The organism is Micromonospora sp. bgisy143 (assembly GCF_057708145.1).
This window is the reverse complement of sequence record NZ_JBYIRN010000020.1, coordinates 113,205-135,118: the sequence shown is the minus strand read 5'-3', so window position 1 is coordinate 135,118 and position 21,914 is coordinate 113,205. Positions and strand designations below refer to the sequence as shown.

General features: G+C 69.8%; 18 protein-coding genes. 12 read left to right on the top strand and 6 right to left on the bottom strand.

The features are described from left to right. Nucleotides 1–529 (bottom strand): hypothetical protein (locus tag AC3EN4_RS22450; RefSeq protein ID WP_435207681.1); only part of this gene is annotated, 529 nt, incomplete at its 3' end. Nucleotides 530–831: 302 nt separating this feature from the next. Here AC3EN4_RS22450 and AC3EN4_RS22445 point away from each other — a divergent pair. Next, nucleotides 832–1,326, top strand: a complete 495-nt coding sequence (locus AC3EN4_RS22445) for a hypothetical protein (protein WP_435207680.1) — start codon at nt 832–834, stop codon at nt 1,324–1,326. Between the two features lie 187 nt (nt 1,327–1,513). On the opposite strand, the gene AC3EN4_RS22440 is transcribed toward AC3EN4_RS22445, so the two are convergent. Next, nucleotides 1,514–2,779: an alpha/beta fold hydrolase gene (locus AC3EN4_RS22440; protein WP_435207679.1), complete on the bottom strand. Its 1,266-nt coding sequence runs from the start codon at nt 2,777–2,779 to the stop codon at nt 1,514–1,516. Between the two features lie 555 nt (nt 2,780–3,334). Between AC3EN4_RS22440 and AC3EN4_RS22435 the strand changes: the two genes are divergently transcribed. The 4 genes from AC3EN4_RS22435 (at nt 3,335) to AC3EN4_RS22420 (ending at nt 5,624) form a co-directional block, all read left to right on the top strand. Then, nucleotides 3,335–4,030: a hypothetical protein gene (locus AC3EN4_RS22435; RefSeq protein WP_435207678.1), complete on the top strand. Its 696-nt coding sequence runs from the start codon at nt 3,335–3,337 to the stop codon at nt 4,028–4,030. A gap of 75 nt (nt 4,031–4,105) precedes the next feature. Next, nucleotides 4,106–4,321, top strand: a complete 216-nt coding sequence (locus AC3EN4_RS22430; protein ID WP_435207677.1) for a DUF6980 family protein — start codon at nt 4,106–4,108, stop codon at nt 4,319–4,321. A 117-nt stretch (nt 4,322–4,438) separates the two neighbouring features. Next, nucleotides 4,439–4,762: a hypothetical protein gene (locus tag AC3EN4_RS22425; RefSeq protein ID WP_435207676.1), complete on the top strand. Its 324-nt coding sequence runs from the start codon at nt 4,439–4,441 to the stop codon at nt 4,760–4,762. 379 nt (nt 4,763–5,141) lie between these two features. Beyond that, entirely contained in the window at nt 5,142–5,624 is a 483-nt protein-coding gene (locus AC3EN4_RS22420) for a YxiG-like protein (protein WP_435207675.1), read from the top strand. Between the two features lie 88 nt (nt 5,625–5,712). On the opposite strand, the gene AC3EN4_RS22415 is transcribed toward AC3EN4_RS22420, so the two are convergent. Together AC3EN4_RS22415 and AC3EN4_RS22410 are read right to left on the bottom strand one after the other, a co-directional pair. Further along, nucleotides 5,713–6,342 (bottom strand): VOC family protein, encoded by a 630-nt coding sequence (locus AC3EN4_RS22415; protein WP_435207674.1) that lies wholly within the window; start codon nt 6,340–6,342, stop codon nt 5,713–5,715. 66 nt (nt 6,343–6,408) lie between these two features. Continuing rightward, entirely contained in the window at nt 6,409–7,143 is a 735-nt protein-coding gene (locus AC3EN4_RS22410) for a hypothetical protein (RefSeq protein ID WP_435207673.1), read from the bottom strand. A 216-nt stretch (nt 7,144–7,359) separates the two neighbouring features. On the opposite strand from AC3EN4_RS22410, the gene AC3EN4_RS22405 reads away from it, so the two are divergent. The 6 genes from AC3EN4_RS22405 to AC3EN4_RS22380 all read left to right on the top strand — a co-directional run bounded on the left by AC3EN4_RS22405 (nt 7,360) and on the right by AC3EN4_RS22380 (nt 18,125). Beyond that, on the top strand, nt 7,360–7,872 hold the full coding sequence (locus AC3EN4_RS22405; protein ID WP_435207672.1) for a hypothetical protein: 513 nt from the start codon (nt 7,360–7,362) through the stop codon (nt 7,870–7,872). A gap of 116 nt (nt 7,873–7,988) precedes the next feature. After that, a complete protein-coding gene (locus tag AC3EN4_RS22400; protein ID WP_435207671.1) occupies nt 7,989–10,016 on the top strand; it encodes a TIR-like protein FxsC in 2,028 nt (675 codons plus the stop codon). A gap of 2 nt (nt 10,017–10,018) precedes the next feature. Beyond that, nucleotides 10,019–10,993 carry an AAA family ATPase gene (locus AC3EN4_RS22395; RefSeq protein WP_435207670.1) on the top strand — a complete coding sequence of 325 codons (975 nt, stop codon included), beginning with the start codon at nt 10,019–10,021 and terminating at the stop codon, nt 10,991–10,993. Between the two features lie 77 nt (nt 10,994–11,070). Continuing rightward, nucleotides 11,071–11,877, top strand: coding sequence for a COG1361 family protein (locus AC3EN4_RS22390; RefSeq protein ID WP_435207669.1), 807 nt, complete (start codon nt 11,071–11,073; stop codon nt 11,875–11,877). A 196-nt stretch (nt 11,878–12,073) separates the two neighbouring features. Then, the gene (locus tag AC3EN4_RS22385) at nt 12,074–17,239 is read left to right on the top strand and encodes a caspase family protein (protein ID WP_435207668.1); all 5,166 of its coding nucleotides are present in this window, start codon (nt 12,074–12,076) and stop codon (nt 17,237–17,239) included. A 25-nt stretch (nt 17,240–17,264) separates the two neighbouring features. Continuing rightward, nucleotides 17,265–18,125, top strand: a complete 861-nt coding sequence (locus AC3EN4_RS22380) for a hypothetical protein (RefSeq protein WP_435207667.1) — start codon at nt 17,265–17,267, stop codon at nt 18,123–18,125. 3 nt (nt 18,126–18,128) lie between these two features. Here AC3EN4_RS22380 and AC3EN4_RS22375 read toward each other — a convergent pair whose 3' ends face one another. Beyond that, nucleotides 18,129–19,007 carry an NAD(P)H-binding protein gene (locus tag AC3EN4_RS22375; protein ID WP_435207666.1) on the bottom strand — a complete coding sequence of 293 codons (879 nt, stop codon included), beginning with the start codon at nt 19,005–19,007 and terminating at the stop codon, nt 18,129–18,131. 69 nt (nt 19,008–19,076) lie between these two features. Between AC3EN4_RS22375 and AC3EN4_RS22370 the strand changes: the two genes are divergently transcribed. Then, on the top strand, nt 19,077–19,970 hold the full coding sequence (locus AC3EN4_RS22370; RefSeq protein WP_435207665.1) for a LysR family transcriptional regulator: 894 nt from the start codon (nt 19,077–19,079) through the stop codon (nt 19,968–19,970). Between the two features lie 15 nt (nt 19,971–19,985). Here the strand turns inward: AC3EN4_RS22370 and AC3EN4_RS22365 are convergent, their stop codons facing one another. Continuing rightward, a complete protein-coding gene (locus AC3EN4_RS22365; protein WP_435207664.1) occupies nt 19,986–21,833 on the bottom strand; it encodes a glycoside hydrolase family 15 protein in 1,848 nt (615 codons plus the stop codon). Nucleotides 21,834–21,914: the final 81 nt, after the last annotated feature.

The window sequence follows — 21,914 nt, the reverse complement described above, 5'->3', positions numbered from 1 at the left end:
TTCCCTGAAGGAAGTAAATCTGGTCAAGGTTGTTGAGGTCCTTGTTGTCATTGAGTGCCATCGTGACGGTGCTGCCGTCGTCGATGTCGAGGTTGTACAGGTCGCCACCGTTCACCGGACCCCGCCACGGGCCGTAGAACGGACCTGTCTCTCTGACCTGCAGCGTCGTGTAGATGGTGTCGCTGTCGTCGCGGGTGTCGTACACCCAGAGCACCTCGCCGTACGGGTGGAACTCCGACTTCGCGACGAGGGTGGAGCCCACGTACAGTTCGATCTTGATCGCCACGCCGTTCGGGTCCTTGCGGAAGAAGGTCCCGTCGAAGGAGTCGTTGAGGCGGCACCCGTCGCTCTGGGCGGTCACGGTCAGGTTGCCAGCGATGCGGTGGCAGTTGTCCGTGTCGACCTGGGCCCAGCGGACAGTGGGGTTCGGGTTGTACGCCTGGGCGCTGTTCGGGAAGACCAACACCGAGCCGACCATGGCCAGGATCGCGACGATACCGGCCATCAGGTGACGACGTGTCCTCTGCATACTTCACTTCCTTCCTCTGAGGTGACCGCGGCGACGGACTCACCCCCGGGGCCCGTCGAACGCCGCACCTCGATCTGAGCAAGGCATGAACCGGGCAACAAGCCGTCAGGCCGTACGGGACAGTCCCGAACGGCGACCGAAGCACCGCCCGGGATCGGCACCGACCAGTCAGGTCAAGGAAGCTCCGGCTTTCGGCAGGAGCTCTCAGGCTTCGGGGATGGCGCGGCGGCAGGCAACACGTCCATCGGCGTGCGGCGCTAATCCCGTTGCGACGCAGCGGACATCATCGTGATCATGGCTGCATGACCAGAACGGCTGCGGTGTCGGCGAACGGGCGAAGCTTCTGGGCCTACGACGTGAGCATCTCCTTCCTTGCCTACGAGATGCTTGTGGTGGGTCGCGAGGGTGCTCCCGGGCCGTGGTTCGACCAGCTAGCCGACTCACTCGCTGCCGTGGCGACTGTCGGCGGCAGCGCGGGCCTGAACCTGGAGCCGGTGGTCGGGGCCGATGCGGTGGAGTCGTTCGCGGCGCTCGCGTCGGAGGCAGCCGCCCGGATGGGCGCACTTCGGGCGGTGACGGAGGCGGACGCTGAGCTGCGGCGTACCGAAGGATGGCCGGTGATCTGGCGCGGCCTCCATGGCCCAGCCATGCCCACCGCCCCGATGGTGGACCTGGCGCACGCGATGGTCAAACTGCTACGGGGGACGCTGCCAGAACCGCCACCTGGCACCTGGTGGTATCTCGGACTGCCGGACGGTCCCAGCACGATCACGATGAACGGCGGATCCGACGGGTGAGCGCAACGCCGCGTGCTGCGCGGAGGCGCATCAGCTCGTCGCGCATCACACGGTGGACGACTGTTGCACCTCAATCGGCGCAGAACGCTGAGGCGACTAGCACCTGATCGGCGGCGCGCCGGTGGCCGCCTTCCGGCGGCGCGACATACGGCGAAGCCCCGACCGCTGTCGGCGGCGGGATCCGGGGCTAGCAGGCCATGTCGTGCTTCGGCAGCTGTCCGCCTATCAGGTACGCGGTGACCATGCCGGTCAGGCAGGCGTTGGCCTGGCCGCTGAGCAGAGGCACATGTGTCTGCTTGTCCATGGTGACCAGCCGTGAGCCGGTGATGGACCGGGCGGTCGCGATCGAGTTGGCCAGCGGCACCGCGGCGTCGCGCAGTGCGGCGAGGACGAGCGCCGCCGGCGCCCGGTTGCTGGCGAGCGGCGGGGTGTTGTCCTGGCTGACCGACCAGAAGGCGCAGGGGTTCAGGTTGGCGATCGACGGGCCGAAGACGGGGTGGCGGGTGCCGAGGCGGGCCAGGTCGTGGCGGTAGGTCGCCAGGTCGCGCGGCCACGCGTTGTCGCCGCAGCGGAAGGCCATGTTGACCGCGGTGTGGTTGTCCGCCGGCACGCCCGGGGTCCCGGGCAGGGGAGCTGGCCGCGGGTCGAGGGGGATCGGCGGCGGGTTGTGGGCGAGGATGGCGGCCAGGTTGGTCGCGACCACCGGCCACAGATGCTCAAAGTACGTCGCGATGACCGTCAGGGAGCCCAGTTCGCCGGTGGTCCAGGCGTGATCCCCGGCCACGATCGGCTCGATCGCCGCCTCGGCGAAAGCCTGGCTCAGGGTTTCCGCGACCTCGTCCGGCGTGGCACCGAGCTCGAACGCCGCGCTGTTGTCGGCAACGTACCGGGTGAAGGCGGCGTAGTTCTCCTCGAAGGCCGGGAGGCGCTTCAGCTCGTAGGGGCGCCAGGCGATGTCGTAGTTGACCGGGCTGTCCAGCACAAATCGGTCCACCCGGCGCGGGAAGAGCGTGCCGTACGCGACGCCGAGCATCGCCGCGTACGAGCCTCCGAGGAAGGACAGCTTCCGCTCGCCCAGGCGCGCCCGGATGACGTCCATGTCGCGGGCGGCCTGTGCGGTCGTGGCGTACGGCAGCGCCCAGCCGGCGTGCCGGGCGCAGGCGCGGGCGTATTCGTGGGCCTCTGCGGCGGTGTCCTTGAAGGGCTGATAGGTGGCGGTGCGAACCCAGTAACCGCCCGGCTCCTCCTTCGGCTGGCCGCAGGTGATCGGAGTACTGCGTTCGACGAAGCGCATGTCGAACCCGACGATGTCGTACCGGGCGAGCACCGCGGCATCGACGACGGCGGCGAGGTTCAGCGGCTCGGGGACACCGGCACCACCCGGCCCGCCGCCCGTGGTGAACAGCACACCGCGGCGAAGCGCCGGGTCGGCCGCGGGGAGCCGGGAGATCATGATGTCGATCGTTGGGCCGGCTGGCCGCGCGTGGTCGAGCGGCACCTGGACGGTGGCGCAGCGCAGACGGGTGTCAGCGACACCCGGGCAGGCCCCCCACGCGAGGGTCGCCCCGCTGGCCGCCGAGGCTGGGGCGGCGGCCATGGTCAGGCAAGCGACAACGACAGTGGCCATCGCGCGCATTCAGGTCCCCCAACCCCATCGACTCACATGTATCTACGCCGCACACGCTAGGGCGCATGTCCCCACACCGCAACGTGGCTCTTCGGCGCCGGCGACACCATCGGAACCGCCTACGGCGACGGCGACTGGGCTGGGCGGCGGCGCCTCGCTGGGCGCTGTGGCCCAAATGCGATCGCTCGGGTCGGCCCGGTGCCGCCAGAATGGCTGCGATCGCGGATGTTCCGTACGGTTCGGAGAGTGGTGGGGCGCAATGCTGTTGGGTGAGCGACGGCACCGGTGGCTGCGAGACGCTAGCGCCTCCCCGGGCCGGCTTCGCCTCGGCGAGCATTCGGACCGCCTGCTCCAAGGCGGCACGATCGATGCGGTGACGCGGTGACCGGCGAGGCGACCGTGACACGCTTGGATCTCGGGCCTGAGCGGTGGCTGACTGACGGTGTGGCACCCGCCGGGCAACCGGGGCACCTGGTGGCCGAGCTGTTGCCCGCCGGGTACGAGGTCTACCTGCGGCTGTTCCACCCCTTCACGTCCTGGCGGGTACCGGGGCGAAGGACCTGGCGGAGCCTTGCCGGCGAGGCTGGTGTCACCTTCCACCGAGAGATCGTCCGGGCGAGCCTGAAGCCGGCGCTGCTTTATGACGAGCGCGGTCACCGCTACGAGGTCGTTGATGGGCACCTGGAGCCGGTGACCAGGGCTGCCCTGTACCGGCGATTGTCGGCGACCGGTGACAAGGGTCCGGTGTTCTTCTACTACGGCCTTTCCGCGATCGTCCGGGGAATCCCGCCGCTGCTGTGGTCGGCGCCTCTGGATGCCGGTGATGAGGTGCAGCGCCGGGCGGATGCCGTTGCGGGTGTGGAGCTGGCGGGCCCCGAGTACGTCTGGCCGGCAGACCGGTCATGGATCGTCAACACCGACTATGACCTAACGTCGACATACCTCGCCTGCTCGCGGATGACCGCGCCGGCGTTGGAGGAGGATCCAATGCTGGAGATCCTGCGTGTCGACCTCGATACCCGCGTTGACGACGGGGCGGATCAGCTCAACGGTGTACGGACCCGGGGAGAGCCATGACCACCCGCGACGAGCCGCCTCATCACTCACTGACGCCGAGCAGGCGGTCGGGTCAGTCGCGCGAGAGGATCAGCCGTGACCTTCTGCTGCGAGATGATGCGCAACCAAGCCGCGGCTGATTGTGCCGAGCACTCCGATCCGTTCGACTGCCCGGACAACCTGATCTATCACGATCCAGACCCGAGCGACGAACGCTACGGCCTCATCATCCACGACGGTGGCACCTCGTACATCGCCATCCGGTACTGCCCCTGGTGCGGCACCGCCCTCCCTGGCGACACGGACGAGTAGGAGTATCAGTGCGAGTCACAAGATGGGGATCGGTGGTATGCGACGACGCTCCAAGGTTCGGCTGTCGGTGGGTGCCGGTGCAGCGGGAAAGGTCAAGGCGTCGTAGGAGCGTTCAGCTTGGCGATGGTCACTGTCATCTCGTATGGAGCGTGGCTGGACGGGACGTTGCTCGGGGAGCGCCGGTGGCTCCGGACGCGGTGGGTGGACTTGTCCACGGCGAAGATCGACGCGGCGGACGACCCGAGGCGAGGCGGCACGTCACTGCTGATCGCTACTCCGAACCCGGAGACCCAGGTGACATTGCCCGTACGGGGGGCGAACAGTCTGCCATCGGAGGAGTTGATCGCGTTGGCCGACGCAATTACCGCCAGAAGGATGCGTCAGGGCTCGGACGACGCGGCCTTCGTCGTCGCCGACCGTCTACGAAGCCTAGCCCGCTGATCCCGTTGACGGTGGTATCGGCTGGGTAGCTGACCGGATCGCGATCGGGGCGGACGCCCTGGGCAACGCACGGACGACGACGGACTGCGTACCCACGCTCAAGGACCAGGGGACGACGGCTCACAGGACCGGGAGGAGAACCTTGTAGCGGTCATCTGGCCGCCACCAGGGCTTTGCTGGACTCGAGCGGACGCGGTCTCTCGCAGCTCGTCGACGCTGTAGGGCGGGCCGGCAGTTTCGACGCCCCTCGCGAGGTACAGGTATGCCCGCTGCACGCAGGAGGGACTCGAATCAGCACCGGAGCTCATCGCGGCGATGGTACTGCGAGCGCTCACCTCAGGAGGTGCGGCCGAGAAGCCGGCGGGTGGTAGAACAGGGCGTGGAGATCGCGCAGCTCAGCCAGGCGTTGGACGACATCTTCGACGGCGCGATCGTGTATCACGGGTACACCGACTACCTGCGCGACTACGAAGTCGTCGTCTATGTCACCGCGGACCCACGTACGGACATCCCACCTGCTTGCCTCCGCTACCTCTTCACGTACTGCGTCGCAGCCGAGGTGCAGACGGCGCTGAGCCCTGAAATCTGGCGTTGCTCGCTCGACGAGCGACTGACCGACCGGGAGATCGGCCCGAATCTGGACGGCTTCGTGTGGGCAGTGCGGTGGCAGCCGCTCTACCCGGGTGCGGAGGTGGTGGCGGACTCCGAGCGTGCACGCTCGTGGGCCGACAAGATCGGCATTCCGTTTCACGAGGTCCGCCTCACGATGAACGCGCACGTCCTCACGCTCGTCTTCAGCGACCTCGACGTGACAGAGGTGGGGGAGGGCTATGCGCCCTTCACAGTCACCGAGGACGATTGACGCGAGGACCTCGAAACTAGTCCCGTCCGTTGGCTTGGCAGGTCTACCGCATCGCCCGCTGGCGCCGTCAAGGTGGCCCGCAGCAGCGCTATTCGCGGCCGACCCAGGTCGCGACGCACGCCTCGTTCCCCTCGGCGTCGGCCAACACCCACCACATCGGCGCGTGCGTCGCGGAGACGAGGTGGCCGCCCGCGGCCAGGGCGGCGGCGACGCGGGCCTCCGCTTGGTCGTGCGGAACGGCGATATCGAGGTGCATGCGGTTGCCGTGTGGACGCGCCGCCCCCATCTGCTGCAAGCCGAAGCCCGGGCCGCGGCGCGCCGGGTCGGCCAGGTAGTCATCGCCGATCTCGCGGTAACCGAGCAGCGCCCGCCAGAATGGCAGCACGTTCGCGCCGACGAGTACGTCGAGGGTGACGTTGATGTGCTGCACGGCGGTCGGGTCGGCGGGGATGCGCAGTGCCCTGGCGGCGGCTGAGATCTGCCGAGCCAGCCCGATGTCGCGCCGAGACAGGGACACGGTGACGCCGGCGTGACGTAGGTCGATGTTGAGGTGGTGCTGCTCGGATTCGCCGGCGAGTTGACCGATCTCATCGACGAGCGCGATGCCTTCGGCCAGTGAACCGGTCCGGAAGTGGGCCGAGACGAGGTGGTAGAGCGCCCGCCAGTCCTCGACACCGTCGGCCTCGTGGAACTGCCTGGCGGTGATCTGCACAGTCATGCTGGCGACGCTAACACCGGAGGCAGGGGCGGACCTTGTCTGTCCCGTCGGTGGGGCGTGCCTCCGTCAGAGGCGGTGCAGACCCTCTCTCAACTGGCTGATCACGCGCCACTGGGCGTGGTCGACGGTGGGTCGGGGAAAGCCGCCGTGCCGGAAGGTCCAGTTCAGGTAGTCCACCAGGGGCATACCGGCGTCGCCCACGAAGTGCGCGTCGGCGGATGCGTCGGGGAGGATGATGCCGTAGGGGCCGCCGCCGCTGACATTGTCCTTGTGGAAGTGGTCGGGTGCCACGGGCAGGAGGAACGGTTCCTCCTGGTCTTCCTGCCATGCCTCGATCTCTTCCGCGAAGTACTCGCGGATGTCGCTGTTCGGGTAGCGGGAGCCCGCCACCTCCAGCACCAACGGGTCGGCGGCGGCCGAGCTGGACCATTCGGGGTGCGTGCCGACCAACCAGACGTCGCCGACGATGCGGATCCACGACGACAGTGCCATCGGCAGTGGACCGAGCCGCTGCTCCAACCAGTGCAGAAGCTCTTCCGCCTTCGGGCCGGGTGGCGCGTACGGCTCCGTCGGAGTCTGCTCGTCGTCGTTCTGGTGGAACCGGTAGCCCTGCTCGCGCAGGCGCGCGACGAGGGTTTCGATGTTGTCCCGGGCCCGGCGGGCCATCTCGTCACATACCGCCTGCGCCTCAGGGGCGAAAGCTGGCTCACGGACACGGGCTCCAAGCTGGCGCATCTCCTGCCATACCCGACTTTCCTGCCCGGCGGAGTAGCGGGTTACCCAGTCCAGGTGCGTGGTCATCGCGATCATGGTGCCGCAGGTGCCCGAGCGGGGCAACGGTCCCCTGCCGCCAGCCCTGCGGGCACAGGGCCGCGGAGGCTGTCGGCCATCTGACCGAGCCGCGCGAATCGGCTCGTCCGGAGTTAACTTGCGCGATGTCGCCCGGAGATCGATGAGAACCCAGCTCCCCGAACCCGCGTCGCAGGCACCGTTCATGCCGACAGATAGGACAACGTCGTGGCCGATTCCGATAAATCAGTCGATGCGATGGAGCGCCTACTGCAGGCTGCGGAGGAGGCGGCGAGGGAGGGCAATCTGCCGCTCCTGCAGAGTTTGGAGCGCACCATCAGATTCGCGCTGGAGGACGCGCGGACCCGGCAAGCCTTTGAGCAGCAGGAGCAGCAGTCGAGCGCAACGTCGTCGTTGCGCAATCGGGCATTCCTGCACCGGTCGCGATTGGAGACCATGCGATTCGGTGTCGCGATCCTCCTCATCGTTGCGCTCTTCGGCGTGATTATCGCGGGCGTGCTGCGGGATGCCGAAGGTGACAGCGTGGCCCAGTTCGCCGCTCCGGTCAGCGGTTTGGCGGGTATCGCCATCGGCTGGCTCTTCAGTGGTCGTGATCAAGGATCTGTGGTGGCGGAGCCAGCACCCTCCCTCGGGTTGCCGGGGGCCGAGGCCCCTCCCGTGTCACCTGGCATATACGTCGGCGGTAGCAACTTCGGTACCGTGGGGAATGATCGCCATTAGCCGTCCCTGGCTGAGTCGGTAGACAGCTGCGACGCCAGCCGGGCGAGCTGAGGGCGAAGACTCCTCTTTCTCGCGCCGACCCCATACCGTGATGGCACGTCGATCAGGGAGCGTCGGTGCTGTACTTCTACCTCAGCTATGCGCGGGGGGACGACGACGCCCTCGTCAACGAGTTCTACCAAGATCTGAACGCGGAAGTCCGCCTGATCGCGGGTCTTACCCGCGACCCCGAGGTCGGGTTCGTGGACCGGACCCTCCTTCTCGGTGAGACCTGGTCCGAGCGCCTGAGCGCCGCGCTGTCCACCTGCCGGACGTTCGTCGTCCTCAGCACGCCACGCTATTACCTGAGCGATGTGTGTGGCAGAGAGTGGTCGATCTTCAGCAGCCGTCTGCAGCAGGTGCCGGACGTGCGCCGGCCGGCCTCGTCGAGAGCCTTGGTCGTGTTGCCATGGATCCCGCACGACTCCGACCGGGTGCCGGAGATCGTCAGGCCGTTCCGACCCTCGCACCTGATGCCCGAGCTCTTCTTCGAACGCGTCGGGGTGCGTCAGCTCATGCGGCTGACGCGGCACCGTGACGACTATTTGGACCTGGTGTCCAGGCTCGCGCACCGCATCGTCACGGCGGCCGAGCAGTTCCCCGTCCCCGACACCGAATTCTTCTCGGTCGCCTCGGCGCCGAATGCCTTTCGACCGGATCGCCAGAGTCCTGTCGGGTCACCCGCGGGCCGGGACGCTCTGGCGGTCGTGCAGGCCGCCTTCACCGCCGCTGGCCGCCCGTTGGACGAGACAGGACTACCGGGCATGTTCACGCCCGGCCCGGTCTGGGTGGTCACCGACCCGACGGCCGCCGGTAGCGGGCTTCCGCTCTTCGGCGAGTACGCGCGCGATGGCCGCCTCAGCTACCTCGTTCACACGGACGCGCTCCGCATCGACGTGGAACGCGGTCTCGACCGGGTGCGGCTCGGGGGCAAGCCGGTGGCGACGGTGTCACTGCGCGCCCTCCGGGCCGCGCTCACCGACGGCCGGGCGAAGCCGTTCCTCGATGAGCTCGAACGCCGCTACGGCACCAGGGACAACCTCTTCGACACCAAGAACGCCCTCACCGACGAGCGTTTCCTCTTCGGTCGTGAGGCCATGCTGAACACCATCGGCAGCGCGATCAAGCGTGATGAACACGTGCTCATCACCGGTCTGCGTAAGGTCGGCAAGACCAGCCTGCTCAACATCCTGCGCCAACATCTGGTGGACCAGCCCGTCTGCATGGTCGACCTGCAACGCTTCGACCGCCACACCGAGGACTGGCCGGCGGAGTTGTCGCGCCTGATGATCGAGGCGTTCGACCGGTGGGGCCGGCTCGAGCAGGTCGACTGGCCGTTCACCACCTCGACGCCCGCCACCGTCAGCGAGCTGGAACGGCAACTGCACGCGCGGATCGACCATGTGGGACGGTCCATCCGCCTCACCGTCGTACTCGACGAGATCGAACGCGTGTTTCCCGAGCCCGACGAGATCGGTGCGGCCCGACGGTGGGTACGCGCGAGCGGAGCGCTCCGCCTGCTGGCCCAGGGCGACCGGCGTACGGTGGTGGTGATCGGGGCGGACCTGCGGCCGGTGGCCAACCGGGTTAACGATCTGGGTCCGGCCGGTACGAACCCACTGTTCAGCTTCTTCCAGGAAATTCCGCTGCCACTCCTGGACGCCGACGCGCTCACCGAGATGGTCCATACGTTGGCCCGCGAGATGGGCGTCGTCGAGGTCACCACCGGCTTCACCGAGCGGCTGTTCCGGCTCAGCGGTGGCCATCCGTCGCTCGCCCGCACCATTGCCGCCGAGTCGTACCGTCGACGGCGGGACGCCACGCTGCTGACCGACGTGGATCTCGATGCCGGGCTCGACCACCTCGAGGAGTCGGACGCGGTGGGGTACGTCCTGCGCAACAACCTCTGGGATTTCCTGACGCCACAGGAGCGGGAGGTCCTGGAGGAGCTGGCCCGGCCGGGGTCCACGCCCCCGTACCGCACCGCCGAGCGCAGCCAGGCCGAGGCGACGCTGAGACGACAGGGACTCGTCGCCGACCAGCGGATCCGCATCGGACTGTTCGAGAAGTGGATCCTCGAGCGCGACGGAGGCGGGAGGTGGTAGCCATGCCCCAGAACCCGCTGCTCTCACCTGACCTGTTCGTCGGGCGTCAGGACGAGTTGCGGCAGGTGTCGGCTCTTCTCCGGCAGGGAAAGTCGACTCTCCTCATCGGGGGACGGCGGGCCGGAAAGAGCACCCTGGCACGCCAACTGCGACGTGCCGATCTTGATCGGAACGTCGTCTGGACCGACGCCGCCGGCTGGGACCTCACCACCGAAGCCTCCGGGTTGGGTGCGCTGCGCGGCGCGGTGGAGCGACGGCCGGAGACCACCTACCGGCAGGCGACCCGTGCCGAGATCGTGCGCGCGCTCGGTGAACTCCGGCCGGTCGCCCTGGTCATCGACGAGGCGGACCGCCTCCTCCAGGCGCGCTGGGGGCCGGGTTTCTACTCGTTCCTCCGCTGGCTGGACGACACCCATCTGCGCAGCGACATCTCGATTCTGCTGGTGGGCGGTCCGGTTCTCGTCATGTTCCGCGACCCGCACGACAAGGGCTCACCGCCGCTCAACACCGCCGAGGTGCGCTACGTCGATCCGCTCGACGCCGCTGCGGTGGCGGAGTTGGTGGAGCTCGCCGGTGCGGACGCGCTGGACCGGGTCATGGAGCTCGCCGGCGGTCACGCCTGGCTCTCCACCCGGCTGCTCGCCGAGGTGTGGGACGGTCGGACGCTCGACGAGGCGGAAGACAACGTCGCCGACAGATGCCTGCCCACCTTCCATGCCTGGCAGCAGCAACTCGGAGCGGATGGCATGGCCCTGATCCGCAAGTTCCCCGAGGCCGGTCTGGCCCGCGCCGACCTCGGAAAACCGCCCTGGTCGCGGTATCGGCGCGCGGCACGGTTCGCCCGGTGTGTCGGTGTCCTCCGACTCGACGGTGCGCGTCTGTGTCGCGGGCCTCGGCTCTTCTTCGACTGGATGGCCCAGCATGACGTCGCTGACGGGGCTCGCGACATCGCCATCTCGTACGCGTCGGACGACTAGGGCCTGGCGTGCGAGAGGTAATTGACGCCGTCGCGGAGGCCGTGCGCTGGCTCACGGTGGACCGGCTGTCGACGGCGGTGGCGCTGCTGGCGCTCCTCGGTCTCTTCTACAGTTGGCGTTCGGTGCAGGCGGCCAGGGCGTCAGCCGAGGCGGCGCGTTCACAGGCCGATTCGGCGCGGGAGCAGACCGAACTGGGACGACGCCAGATCGAACTACTGCTCCAGCAGCTCGCCCAGACCGATGCCGCCCAGCGCGCGACCCGGCAGGCGCAGGAGGAGTCCCTGCAGCCCATGGTGGTGGTGGACATCGGGCCGGCCCCGAACGACCGCAGCGTCCTGATGCTGACGATCGAGAACATCGGCCCGTCGATCGCCCGCAACGTTCGCATCGACCTGGCGGATCCGATAGCCACCTCCCTCGATGACGAGGGGCGGGCTCCCCTCCACGAGTGGCACGTCATCACCAGGGGAGTGAAGACGATGCCGCCGGGTCACCGGATGGAGTTCTTCTTCGACGTCGGGCATCGGCGTTTCAAGCCCGGTGTCACCAACGAGTTCACCTTCACGGTACGGGCCGACGGGCCGTTCGGTCCCGCGCCGGAACTCACGTACGACATCGACCTCGCGCCGATCCGGGACACCTGGATAGGGCAGACCACGACCGGCACGTTCGCGGAGCAGCTACGGCAGATCAACTCGAGGTTGGCGAGCCTGAGCGCGGCCGTCAGGGAGACCGGCACCGAACTGGCGGAGGTGGCGCGGCACCCCGGGGAACCGAACCCGCAAACGGGACGCCGGAGCTTGTCGGGACGTTCCATGGCTGCCCGGGGCCATCCACTGTCCGCCGGTGCCAGGCATCGGCTCTGGCGAGGCCGGCGAGGGTGATCATCGTGGGGACGTCGTTCCGTGGCGGGGCGATGTCGGGGGCGGACACCGCATGAGCATGTCAGGGCGACCATTCTGTGGATCCACGACCAGGTCGAGTGACGTGAGATCGACGTTCGCCACCGTGAGCGTGCGGGCGTCTATCCGATATGGTCGGTGCTCTCAGAGGCCAGACCATCACACGAGGTGAACGGCGATGCCCGAGTCTGACCCGGCTGCCCCCGCGCGCCGACACCTCATCACGATCGGCGCGGCCCGTTACCGCAACCTTCCGGACGCGGCCTACCTGCCGCAGGTGGAGGCAGACACCGCGACGGTGGCGGCGCTGTTCGAGCGGTTCGGATACCGGCGTGCGCTGGCGGGTCTCGGCGAGTACGCGACGGCCGACCACATCCGCCGGGTCATGTCGCACTGGTGCCAGGACGCCGGCATCGGGGACGACGACATCGTCGCCGTCTACTACGCCGGCCACGGTCTGGTCGACGACCGCCACTACCTCCTCTGCTGGGACAGCACAGAGGCGGACCTCGCGGCCAGCGCCTTACCCACCGAGGACCTGGTCCGGATCCTCACCCGGACCGGTCTGCGCAATCTGCTGCTCATCCTGGACACCTGCTACGGCGGCGCGGGCAGCGCCGAGGCTGCGCGGGTGGCGCTGCAGACGTTGTCCCGCCGGCTGACCGGCGACGCCGCGATCACCGGCATGTGGTTCCTCTCCTCCGCCAGGAGCCGGGACGAGGCCGGAGACGGAACGATGGTGGCAGCACTCCCGGCCGCGGTCGAGGCGGTGACGGCGCGAACCGGCCAGCGTCAGGAGTTCCTGGACCTGCACGACCTGGTCGCGGAACTCAACGCCACCTTCCGGCAGGGCGACACCCCGCAGCGGGCCGAACTCACCTCCGGGCTGAGCACCGGCGTCGCCCCGTTCCTGCCCAATCTCGGCTACCGGGCTGACCTGCCGCCGCAGGGCACCGACCTGGAGATGCAGCGTCTGGCCGCCAAACGGGACCTGGTGGAGCACTTCGGGCCGCGTTCCCGGGGCGTGGACTTCGAGTCGGAACAGGGCACCTACTTCAGCGGCCGGGACGCCGCGCTGGCGCAACTGGTCACCTGGCTCACCACGCCCGGTGGAGACGGCAAGGGCCGGGTGGTCACCGGCAAGCCCGGCTGCGGCAAGTCCTCGGTACTCAGCCGCGTGGTCGCACTCTCGGACCGGGACTACCGTGCGGGGCTCGACGTGGCCGACGTCGACCCGGCCACCCTCGTACCGGTGGGGACCGTGGACGTGGCGGTGCACGCCCGCCACAAGCGGCAGGAGGAGCTTGTCGCCCGGATCGCCTCCGGGCTCGGGGTGGACGCCGACGGCACGGGCGAGTTGCTGCGGGCCATCAGCCGTCGGGCGCAGGCCGGCCTCAAGACGGTCATCGTGGTCGACGCCTTGGACGAGGCGGGCAGTGGCACCGCCACCGACACCGGTGGACGTGGCGAACCCCGGCGGATCGCCCGCGAACTGCTGCGCCCCCTCTCCGAGATCCACGGGGTGCATCTGCTGGTGGGCAGTCGCCGGGAACTCGTCCGCAGTCTGGGTCCGGCGATGCGCACCATCGACCTCGACGACGCCGATCTGCTCGGCCCCTCGGACATCTCCCGGTACGTGGTGAAGATGCTCACCGCGCCGGACGAGCCGGACCTGAACACCCCGTACCGGGATCGTCGCGACCTGGCCGAGACGGTGGCGCGGGCGGTGGGCGAGCGCGCTGCAGGTGTCTACCTGGTTGCCCGGATGACCGCGCGGAGCCTGCGGCTGGCCACCGAACCGGTCGACGTCACCGTGCCCGGATGGGAGGGCCGGCTGCCGAGCGAGATCGGGGAGGCGTTCGACGACTACCTGAGCCGGTTCGGTCCGGACGAGGCCAGGGTGCGCCGCCTGCTCACCCCGCTCGCCTTCGCCGAGGGGCAGGGCCTGCCCCGAGGGTTGTGGCCGGCGCTGGCGACCGCGATCGCCGGCCGGGAGTGCACCGAGGACGACGTGGACTGGCTGCTGGTCGCGGCCGGCGCGTACATCGCCGAGGTGGTCGAGCACGACCGCTCGGTCTACCGGCTCTACCATCAGACGCTCGCCGAGCACCTGCGACAGGACCCGCGGCGGCCGGCGGTGCAGGCGCAGCAGCGGATCGTGGCGGCGCTGCTGGCCGAGGTGCCGGGGCACGGCTCAGGACAGCCGAGCTGGTTCGAGACCCATCCGTACCTGCGCCTGAACCTGCCCACCCACGCGGCGGCGGCGGAGCGGATCGACGAGTTGGCCCACGATCCGGGGTTCCTGCTCGCGGCCGACCAGTCGGCGTTGCTCAGTGCGCTCACCCTGGTGCACTCGGACACCGCGCGGCGGATTCGGACCGCCTACGAGCAGGTGGCGCACCGGATCGACCGGGGCGACCTCGCCCAGCGAGCCGCGTACCTGCAGCTGTCGGCCCGCCGCTGCGAGGCCGGCGGGTTGGCCGCGGACATCGACCGGCTGGGCCTGGCGCTGCCCTGGTCCACCCGGTGGGCGGAGTGGTCCCGCACCGGCGCGCACCGACGCCTGCTCGGCCACGAGGGCTACGTGCTTGCGGTGGCGGTCGGCGAACTCGACGGTCGTCCGATCGCGGTCAGTGGCGACGACCAAGGCTCCGTCCGGGTCTGGGACCTGACGATCAATCAACAGATCGGCTCGCCCCTGGAGGGCGGGCCGAAGGGCACCGACGGGATCACCGCGATCGCCCTGGTGGACGTGGACGACTACTCGCTTGCCCTGCTCGGCACGGAGGACGGCGCGGTGCGGATCTGTGATCTGTCGACCGCACAGGAGATCCCGACGACCCTGCGCGGCCACACCAACGGCGTTACGTCGATCGCGGTGGGCGTACTGGAGGAGCGGCCGGTGGCGCTCACCGGCAGCCGGGACGGGTCCGCGCGGCTGTGGGACCTGCGGCGCTGGCGCCAGCTCGGCCGCCCGATCACTGGGCATCACGGCAGCGTCGAAGCGGTGGCGCTGGCTGATATGCCGGGCCGACCGGTGGCGATCACCGGGGGAGCGGACGGCCAGGTGCGAATCTGGGACACCGCCACCGCCGAGCCGGTGGGCGACCCGCTGACCGGCCACACCAGCGCGATCCTGACTCTCGCACTGGGCCGGCTGGACGACCGGATCGTCCTGCTCACCGGCGGTGCGGACGAGGCCATGGTGCTGTGGGATCTGGCGTCCGGCCGCCAGTTGGGGGAGCCGATGCCGGCCCACCGTGGCGGCGTCGGGTCGGTCGCCATCGACACCGACAAGGTCCGCCCGATCGCCATCAGCGGCGGTAACGACGGCTTGGTCCGGCTGTGGGACCTGCACAGCCGGCAGCAGCTGGACCAGCCGCTGACCGGGCACACCGACTGGGTGCGGGCGGCCGCGTTCGGCGTGGTGAACGGGCGGCCGGTGGCGGTGACCGGGGGTGACGACCGCACCGTCCGCGTCTGGGACCTTGCCGCCGACCGGCCGCACGGTGGCCATGTCAAGTCGGTAGACGCATACGCGCTGGACGCCGACGGCGTCCTTCCGTATCTCGTCACCGGCAGTTCCGATGGCAGCGCCCGGGTCTGGAGCCTGCACAGTCGGGCCGAGGTCGGTACGCCCCTCACCGGGCACGCCAAGGGCGTCACCGCGGTCGCGTTGGCCGCGGGGGCGGGTGATCCGGTTCTGGCCACCGGCGACGGCGAGGGGGTGATCCGGATCTGGGTGGGCGATCCGCCGCAGGCACCTCGCCCCGCGCTGGTCGGGCACACCAACCGGGTCTCCTCGCTGCGGATCCTGCGCACCGGCGAGCGACGTCTGCTGTTCTCCGGCAGCGCGGACGGGACGGTCCGGTGCTGGGACCTGGTCACCCACACCGCCGCAGGCCCACCCCTGACCGGGCACAACGACGATGTGGACCTCCTCGTCGCCGGCATCGTCGAGAACCGGCACGTGATCATGGCCGGCTCGGCTGTAGGCCGGGTCTCCATCTGGGACCTGGAGACCCGGGAGCCGCTACTGCTGCGTAGCCCGAAGGACCGCCAGAGCCACACGGTGGCCCTGGCCTGCCTGGACGGCCGTCCGGTGGCGTTGCGGCAGTCGCCGGACCACAGCCTGGCCGGCTGGGACCTGCTGCGGGACCGGCCGGTCACCCCCGTGCTGCGCGGACACACCGGGCGGGTCCGCGCCGCCGTCGTCGACGCGGCAGGCGACCGGCCGATCGCGCTCACGGCCAGCTACGACGAGTCGGCCCGGGTCTGGCATCTTCGCGACGGGGTCGCTCTCACGCCTCCGCTGCGGGGGAACTACCTGTGGCACGTGGCGCTCGGTCGGCTGAACGGGCGGCCGGTCGCGCTGACCGCCGGTTCGACGTCGGCCCGGCTTTGGGATGTCACCTCCGGGACCCAGACCGGCGATCCGCTGGTGGAGTACGACTCAGGGGTCGTCGGTCTGGCGGTGACGGTAGCCGGCGGGACGGCGCGGCTGATCGTCGGCCTCGACGACATGCTCCGCGTTCACGACCTCACGCCCGAGCCCACGGTCACCTCCCGGACTCCTTTCGGGAGTTGGGTCAAGTGCGTCGCGACCGCGACCGAGGCCGACGGCACGGTTCTGCTGCTCGCGGGCTGTCAGGACCACACGCTCCGGATCGTGGACTTCGAGCGGCGGCAGGAGATCGGGCAGATCTTCGATCCGTCGCCCGAGCCGTACGGGGGTCCTGATGCGTTGGCCACCACCCACCGGGACGGCCGGACGATCGTCATCACCGGCTCGGAGGTGGCGACACCCCGGGTCTGGGATCTGGCGACGCGGAGCCTACTGGCGGAGTTGGTCGGCCACACCGCCGCGATCATCGCGGTCGCGGTCTCCGACGACGGGTCGCTGGCGGTCACCGGCTCCAACGACGCGACCGTCAGGTTGTGGCGGCTCGACGACTTCACCCCGTACGGGACTGCGCTCGCCGGTCACGACCGCCGCGCCCGCGCGGTCGCGTTCGCCCGTGCCGGCGACCGGCCGATCGTGGTCAGCGGCGACGACGAGGGCACGCTGCGTTGCTGGGACGTAAAGACGCAGCAGCCGGTCACGCACCCGCTGACCCCGCACGCGTTGGGGATCACCTGCCTGATGACCGGGTCGGTCGGCGCGACCGACCTGCTCGGCGTCGGCAGCGCGGACGGAACGGTCCGGATCTGGCGGCTGCGTGACCAGACGCTGTTGACCGAACTCAACCTGGAGACGTACGTCAGCGAGATCGCGCTCGCGCCCGACGGGCTGCTCTGCGTGGGCACGAACTCCGGCCTGGCCACCTTCACCCTCCGGATCTGACCCACTCGACGGAAGCAGGTTGCCAATGGCGCGTGTCGTCCTGGTCCACGGCGTCGCCCAACAGACCATGGGCCCGGAAACGCTGCTGGCACAGTGGTTGCCCGCGCTCCGGGACGGGCTGACCCTCGCCGGCGGCACGCTGGCGTCGGAGCAGGTGACGATGGCCTTCTACGGTGACGTCTTCCGGCGGTCCGGCACGCGGACCCTGGGCGAGCCACCGTTGACCGCCGAGGACGTGACGGACCCGCTCGACCAGGAGTTGCTGTTGACCTGGTGGGCGGAGGCGGCCCGGATCGACCCCGGCGTCACCGGTCCGGCCGCCACCACCCGCCTGCGTACCCCGTTCGTGATCCAACGGGCGCTCGACGCGCTGAGCCACTCCCGCTTCTTCACCGGCCTCGCCGACCACCTGCTCGTCGGCGCGTTGCGGCAGGTCCGTCGCTATCTGACCGAGGACGATCTCCGACAGCGGATCCGCCAGCGTGTGCTCGACGCGATGTCCGAGGACACCCGGCTGGTGGTGGCCCACTCGCTCGGTTCGGTGGTGGCGTACGAGACCCTCCACGCGGCCGACACCGCCCACCCGCCGGCACTGATCACTCTCGGCTCACCCCTCGGCATCCGCGGGATGATCTTCGATCGGTTGCGGCCGGCACCGCAGGCCGGCGTCGGTCAGTGGCCACCACGGCTCCGGAGCTGGACCAACATCGCCGACCGGGGGGACGTCGTCGCGCTGGTGAAGGCCCTGGCCCCGGTATTTCCGGGCGGAGCGTTGACAGACGTGTCCGTACACAACGGGGCGACGGCCCACGACGCTCGTCCCTACCTGACCGCCCGGGAAACCGGTACTGCCGTGCGGGCAGCGCTCGAACCTCCGTCCCGTTGATCGTCACCCCCGCGCGGCCGCCACGGCGGGTGCGAGCACCGATGCGCACCACTGGCGGAAGGTCGTCCCGACGCCGGCGTCGCGCACGGGCGGGTAGACGCCGGCCGTCTGCGCCTCGGCCATCTCGATCATGGCGTCGACGGTTGCCGGACTCGCTCCGGACGACGCGTACCGGGCGCGGTGGTCGGCGAGGGTGGCCTGCTGGTAGGTGACCGGCCGGCCGAGGGTCTCGGAGATGATCTGCGCCATCTGGCGTGGGGTGTGGTCGACGGGCTCCCGCACGGGCACGTCCTGCTGACCGGTCCAGCTGGTGTCGGCGAGCAGGTCGGCGGCCGTGCGGGCGATGTCGGCGGTGGCCACCGCCGCGAGCGGCGCGTCGGGGTCGGCGGCGAGCACGAACATTCCCCGGCTCCTGATCAGGTCGACCTGGTGCAGCAGGTTCTCCATGAAGAACGCCGCCTGGAGCGACCGGTAGGCGGCGCCGCTGGACTCCAGCGTGTCGTCCATCGCCCAGGCCGCCGAGAGGAACCCGGCCGGGCCGCCGAATCCGCGGCCGAGCGAGGAGACGGCCACGATGCGGGGTACGGCGTGCGCGCGCACCGCCTGGGCGATGGGGCGCGCGAAGCCGAGGTAGTGCCCGGTGACGTCCGGGGCGGCGAAGTTCGGTGGTACGAGGACGAAGAGCGCGGCGGCACCGGTCAGCGCGGTGGTGAGCACCGCCGGGTCGGCGTGGGAGCCGACCACCACGTCGGTGTGTTCGCGGAGGGTCTCGGGCAGGCGGGCGGGGTCGCGGGCGATCAGGCGCAGCGGTGCGCCGGCGGCGCGCAGGGACTCGGCGACGGCGGCGCCGATCGTGCCGGTGGGTGTCGTGATGACGATCATGGTCTCATCGTGGTCCGGGGGATCGCGGGCGAGAAGGACCAGTTCGGAGCGCATTATTATCCTGAGGGTATGAATCCGGTGGAGTCCCGGCCGCTGCGCTACTTCGTGGCCGTCGCTGAGGAGCTCAGCTTCACCCGAGCCGCCGAGCGGCTCGGCATCGCGTCGCCGGCCCTGTCGCGTGCGATCTCCGGGCTCGAATCCGACCTCGGGGTACGCCTGCTCGACCGCACCACCCGCAGCGTCGCGCTCACCGAGACGGGCGCGGTGCTGCTCGCCGACGCCCGGGCGGCGCTCGTCGCGCTCGACGCCGCCACCCGGCGCGCCCGGCGTGCCGCGGGTGTGCCCGGCGGCAAGCTGGTGGTCGCGGTGAAGGCCGACGTCGAGGGCGGCCTGCTCGAGGACGTGCTCGCGGCGTACCGGGCGGAGCACGCGGCCGTACCGGTCGAGGTCATGTTCACCGGTTGGCGTGAGCAGCCGGCCCTGGTCCGTGCGGGCGAGGCCGACGTGGCGATCGTGGTCGAGCCGTTCGACGCCGACGGTCTGGACGTCGAGCCGCTGCTGTCCGAGCGGCAGGTGCTGGCGCTGCCGGCCGGGCATCCGCTCGCCGGTCGGCCCCGGCTGCGGATGGCCGACATCGAGTCCGAGCATCAGCAGGTCGTTCCCGGCGCGCACGTCTACGTGCGACACGGCGAGCAGGCGCCGCCGTTCGGGGACATGGTGCAGATGCTGCGTCAGATCGAACTCGGGCGGATGCTCGCGCTGCTACCGGTCTCGCTCGCCGAGCGCAACGCCCGGCCGCAGCTCAGCTGGCGGTCGGTCGACGACGCGCCGGAAGCCGCCTTCGCGGTGGCGTGGCCGCAGCATTCGCGCTCGCTCGCGGTCGCCGCGTTCGTCCGGCTCGCCACGGCGGTCTCGGCCTCCCGCCGGGCCAGCCGGTCGGCGGAGGCTGCGGAGACCGCCTGACGACGCCCGCGCCCGCTACCGGCGGCGGCGGGCGTCGGCCTCCGCGTCGAGCAGGCTGTTGAGGGTCAACGCCGTGTTGATCAGGGACAGGTGGCTGAAGGCCTGGGGGTAGTTGCCGATCTGCTCACCGGTCGCGGCGATCTCCTCGGCGTAGAGGCCGAGGTGGTTGCTGAAGGTGAACATCTTCTCGAAGGTGAGTCGGGCGTCGTCGAGGCGGCCGGAGCGGGCCAGCGCCTCGACGTACCAGAAGGTGCACATGTTGAAGGTGCCCTCGTGGCCCGGCAGGCCGTCGGGGGAGTGGACCGGGTCGTACCGGTGCACGAGGCTGTCGGAGACGAGTTCGCGTTCGATCGCGTTCAGGGTGGACAGCCACAGCGGGTCGCTGGGCGTGACGAAACCGACCGCAGGCATGGCCAGCAGCGCGGCGTCGAGCACGTTCTCGTCGTACGCCTGCACGAAACTGCCGCGTTCCGGGTGGTACCCGCGGGCCATGACCTGGTTGTAGATGCGGTTGCGCTGTTCGGTCCAGCAGGTCAGGTCGCCGGGGCGGCCGGTACGGTTGGCCAGGCGGATGGCCCGGTCCAGCGCCACCCAGGACATCACCCGCCCGAACGTGTAGTTGCGGGGGTGGTGCCGGCTCTCCCAGATGCCGGCGTCGCGCTGGTCCCAGTTGTGGCAGAGCCAGTCGACCAGCCGGACGGTGCTCTTCCACACCTGGTGGGAGACGCGGATGCCCTGCTCGTCGGCGAGGTGCATGGCGTACAGCGCCTCACCGTGGATGTCGAGCTGGAGTTGATCGGCGGCGCCGTTGCCGATCCGCACGGGCCGGGAGCCGCGGTAGCCCTCCAGGTGGTCGAGCACCTCCTCGTGCAGGTCGGAGGAGCCGTCCACCCGGTACATGATCTTCAGTGGGTCCTGGTGGTCACTGGCCGTGCGGATGCGCTCGTCCAGCCAGTCCATGTACCGGCTGACCTCCTCGGTGAAGCCCAGGCCGAGCAGCGCGTGCACCGAGAACGACGTGTCGCGTACCCAGGTGTAGCGGTAGTCCCAGTTGCGGCTGCCGCCGACCAGCTCGGGGAGCGCGGCGGTGGGCGCGGCGATCATCGCGCCGGTCGGCGCGTACGTCATGAGTTTCAGCGTGATGGCGGAGCGCTCGACCATCTCCCGCCAGCGGCCGGTGTAGCTGGAGCGTTCCAGCCAGCGTCGCCAGTAGTCGCGCGTCCACTCGAACATGCCCTGGATCTCCTCCGGCGGGAAGATCCGTGGCTCGGTGTCGCCCGTCTCCAGGACCACGCCGCCGACGTCGCCCTCGTTGAGGGTGCCGAACGCGACGAGGTCGCCGTCCTCGATGCGGACGTCGCCGTGTTCGCGGATGAGCCGCCGGATGGGGTCGACGGGGTTGAACGTCAGCGTCGCGGACCGGCTGCGAAAGAGGTAGCCGTTGGGGTGGCGCTCCAGTTGGTGCTCCTCCCGGGCGTAGTCGAAGCGGGGCCGGCACTCCACCCGGAAGCGCATGCTGCCGCGGACCATGGTGACGAGGCGGACCAGCCGGTGCGTGTCGGTGGCCCGCTCGCCCGTGACCGGCATGAAGTCCATCACCTCGGCCACCCCGTCGGCGCTGATGAACCGGGTGATCAGGATGGGTGTGCCGGGCAGGTAGAGCTGTTTGGTCACGTACCGCACGTCGTGCGGCGCGATCCGGAAGTAGCCGCCCCGCTCCTTGTCCAGCAGGGCGGCGAAGATGCTCGGCGAGTCGAAGCGCGGCGCGCAGAACCAGTCGACAGTGCCGTCACACGTCACCAGCGCGGCGGTTTGCAGGTCGCCAATGAGTCCGTGATCTTCGATCGCCGGATAGCTGTCCACATCTCTCCCCGGGTCGGCGGCCTCCTGCGCACCGAACTTAAAGGGAAAAATTGTCGATTAAGCGGGGATTTGGGATCAACC

Bases quoted from the DNA above. Each gene is read 5' to 3' on its own strand.
- AC3EN4_RS22445 (WP_435207680.1), top strand. From the start codon at position 832: ATGACCAGAACGGCTGCGGTGTCGGCGAACGGGCGAAGCTTCTGGGCC.
- AC3EN4_RS22440 (WP_435207679.1), bottom strand. From the start codon at position 2,779: ATGATCTCCCGGCTCCCCGCGGCCGACCCGGCGCTTCGCCGCGGTGTG.
- AC3EN4_RS22415 (WP_435207674.1), bottom strand. From the start codon at position 6,342: ATGACTGTGCAGATCACCGCCAGGCAGTTCCACGAGGCCGACGGTGTC.
- AC3EN4_RS22410 (WP_435207673.1), bottom strand. From the start codon at position 7,143: ATGACCACGCACCTGGACTGGGTAACCCGCTACTCCGCCGGGCAGGAA.
- AC3EN4_RS22395 (WP_435207670.1), top strand. From the start codon at position 10,019: ATGCCCCAGAACCCGCTGCTCTCACCTGACCTGTTCGTCGGGCGTCAG.
- AC3EN4_RS22385 (WP_435207668.1), top strand. From the start codon at position 12,074: ATGCCCGAGTCTGACCCGGCTGCCCCCGCGCGCCGACACCTCATCACG.
- AC3EN4_RS22380 (WP_435207667.1), top strand. From the start codon at position 17,265: ATGGCGCGTGTCGTCCTGGTCCACGGCGTCGCCCAACAGACCATGGGC.
- AC3EN4_RS22375 (WP_435207666.1), bottom strand. From the start codon at position 19,007: ATGATCGTCATCACGACACCCACCGGCACGATCGGCGCCGCCGTCGCC.
- AC3EN4_RS22370 (WP_435207665.1), top strand. From the start codon at position 19,077: ATGAATCCGGTGGAGTCCCGGCCGCTGCGCTACTTCGTGGCCGTCGCT.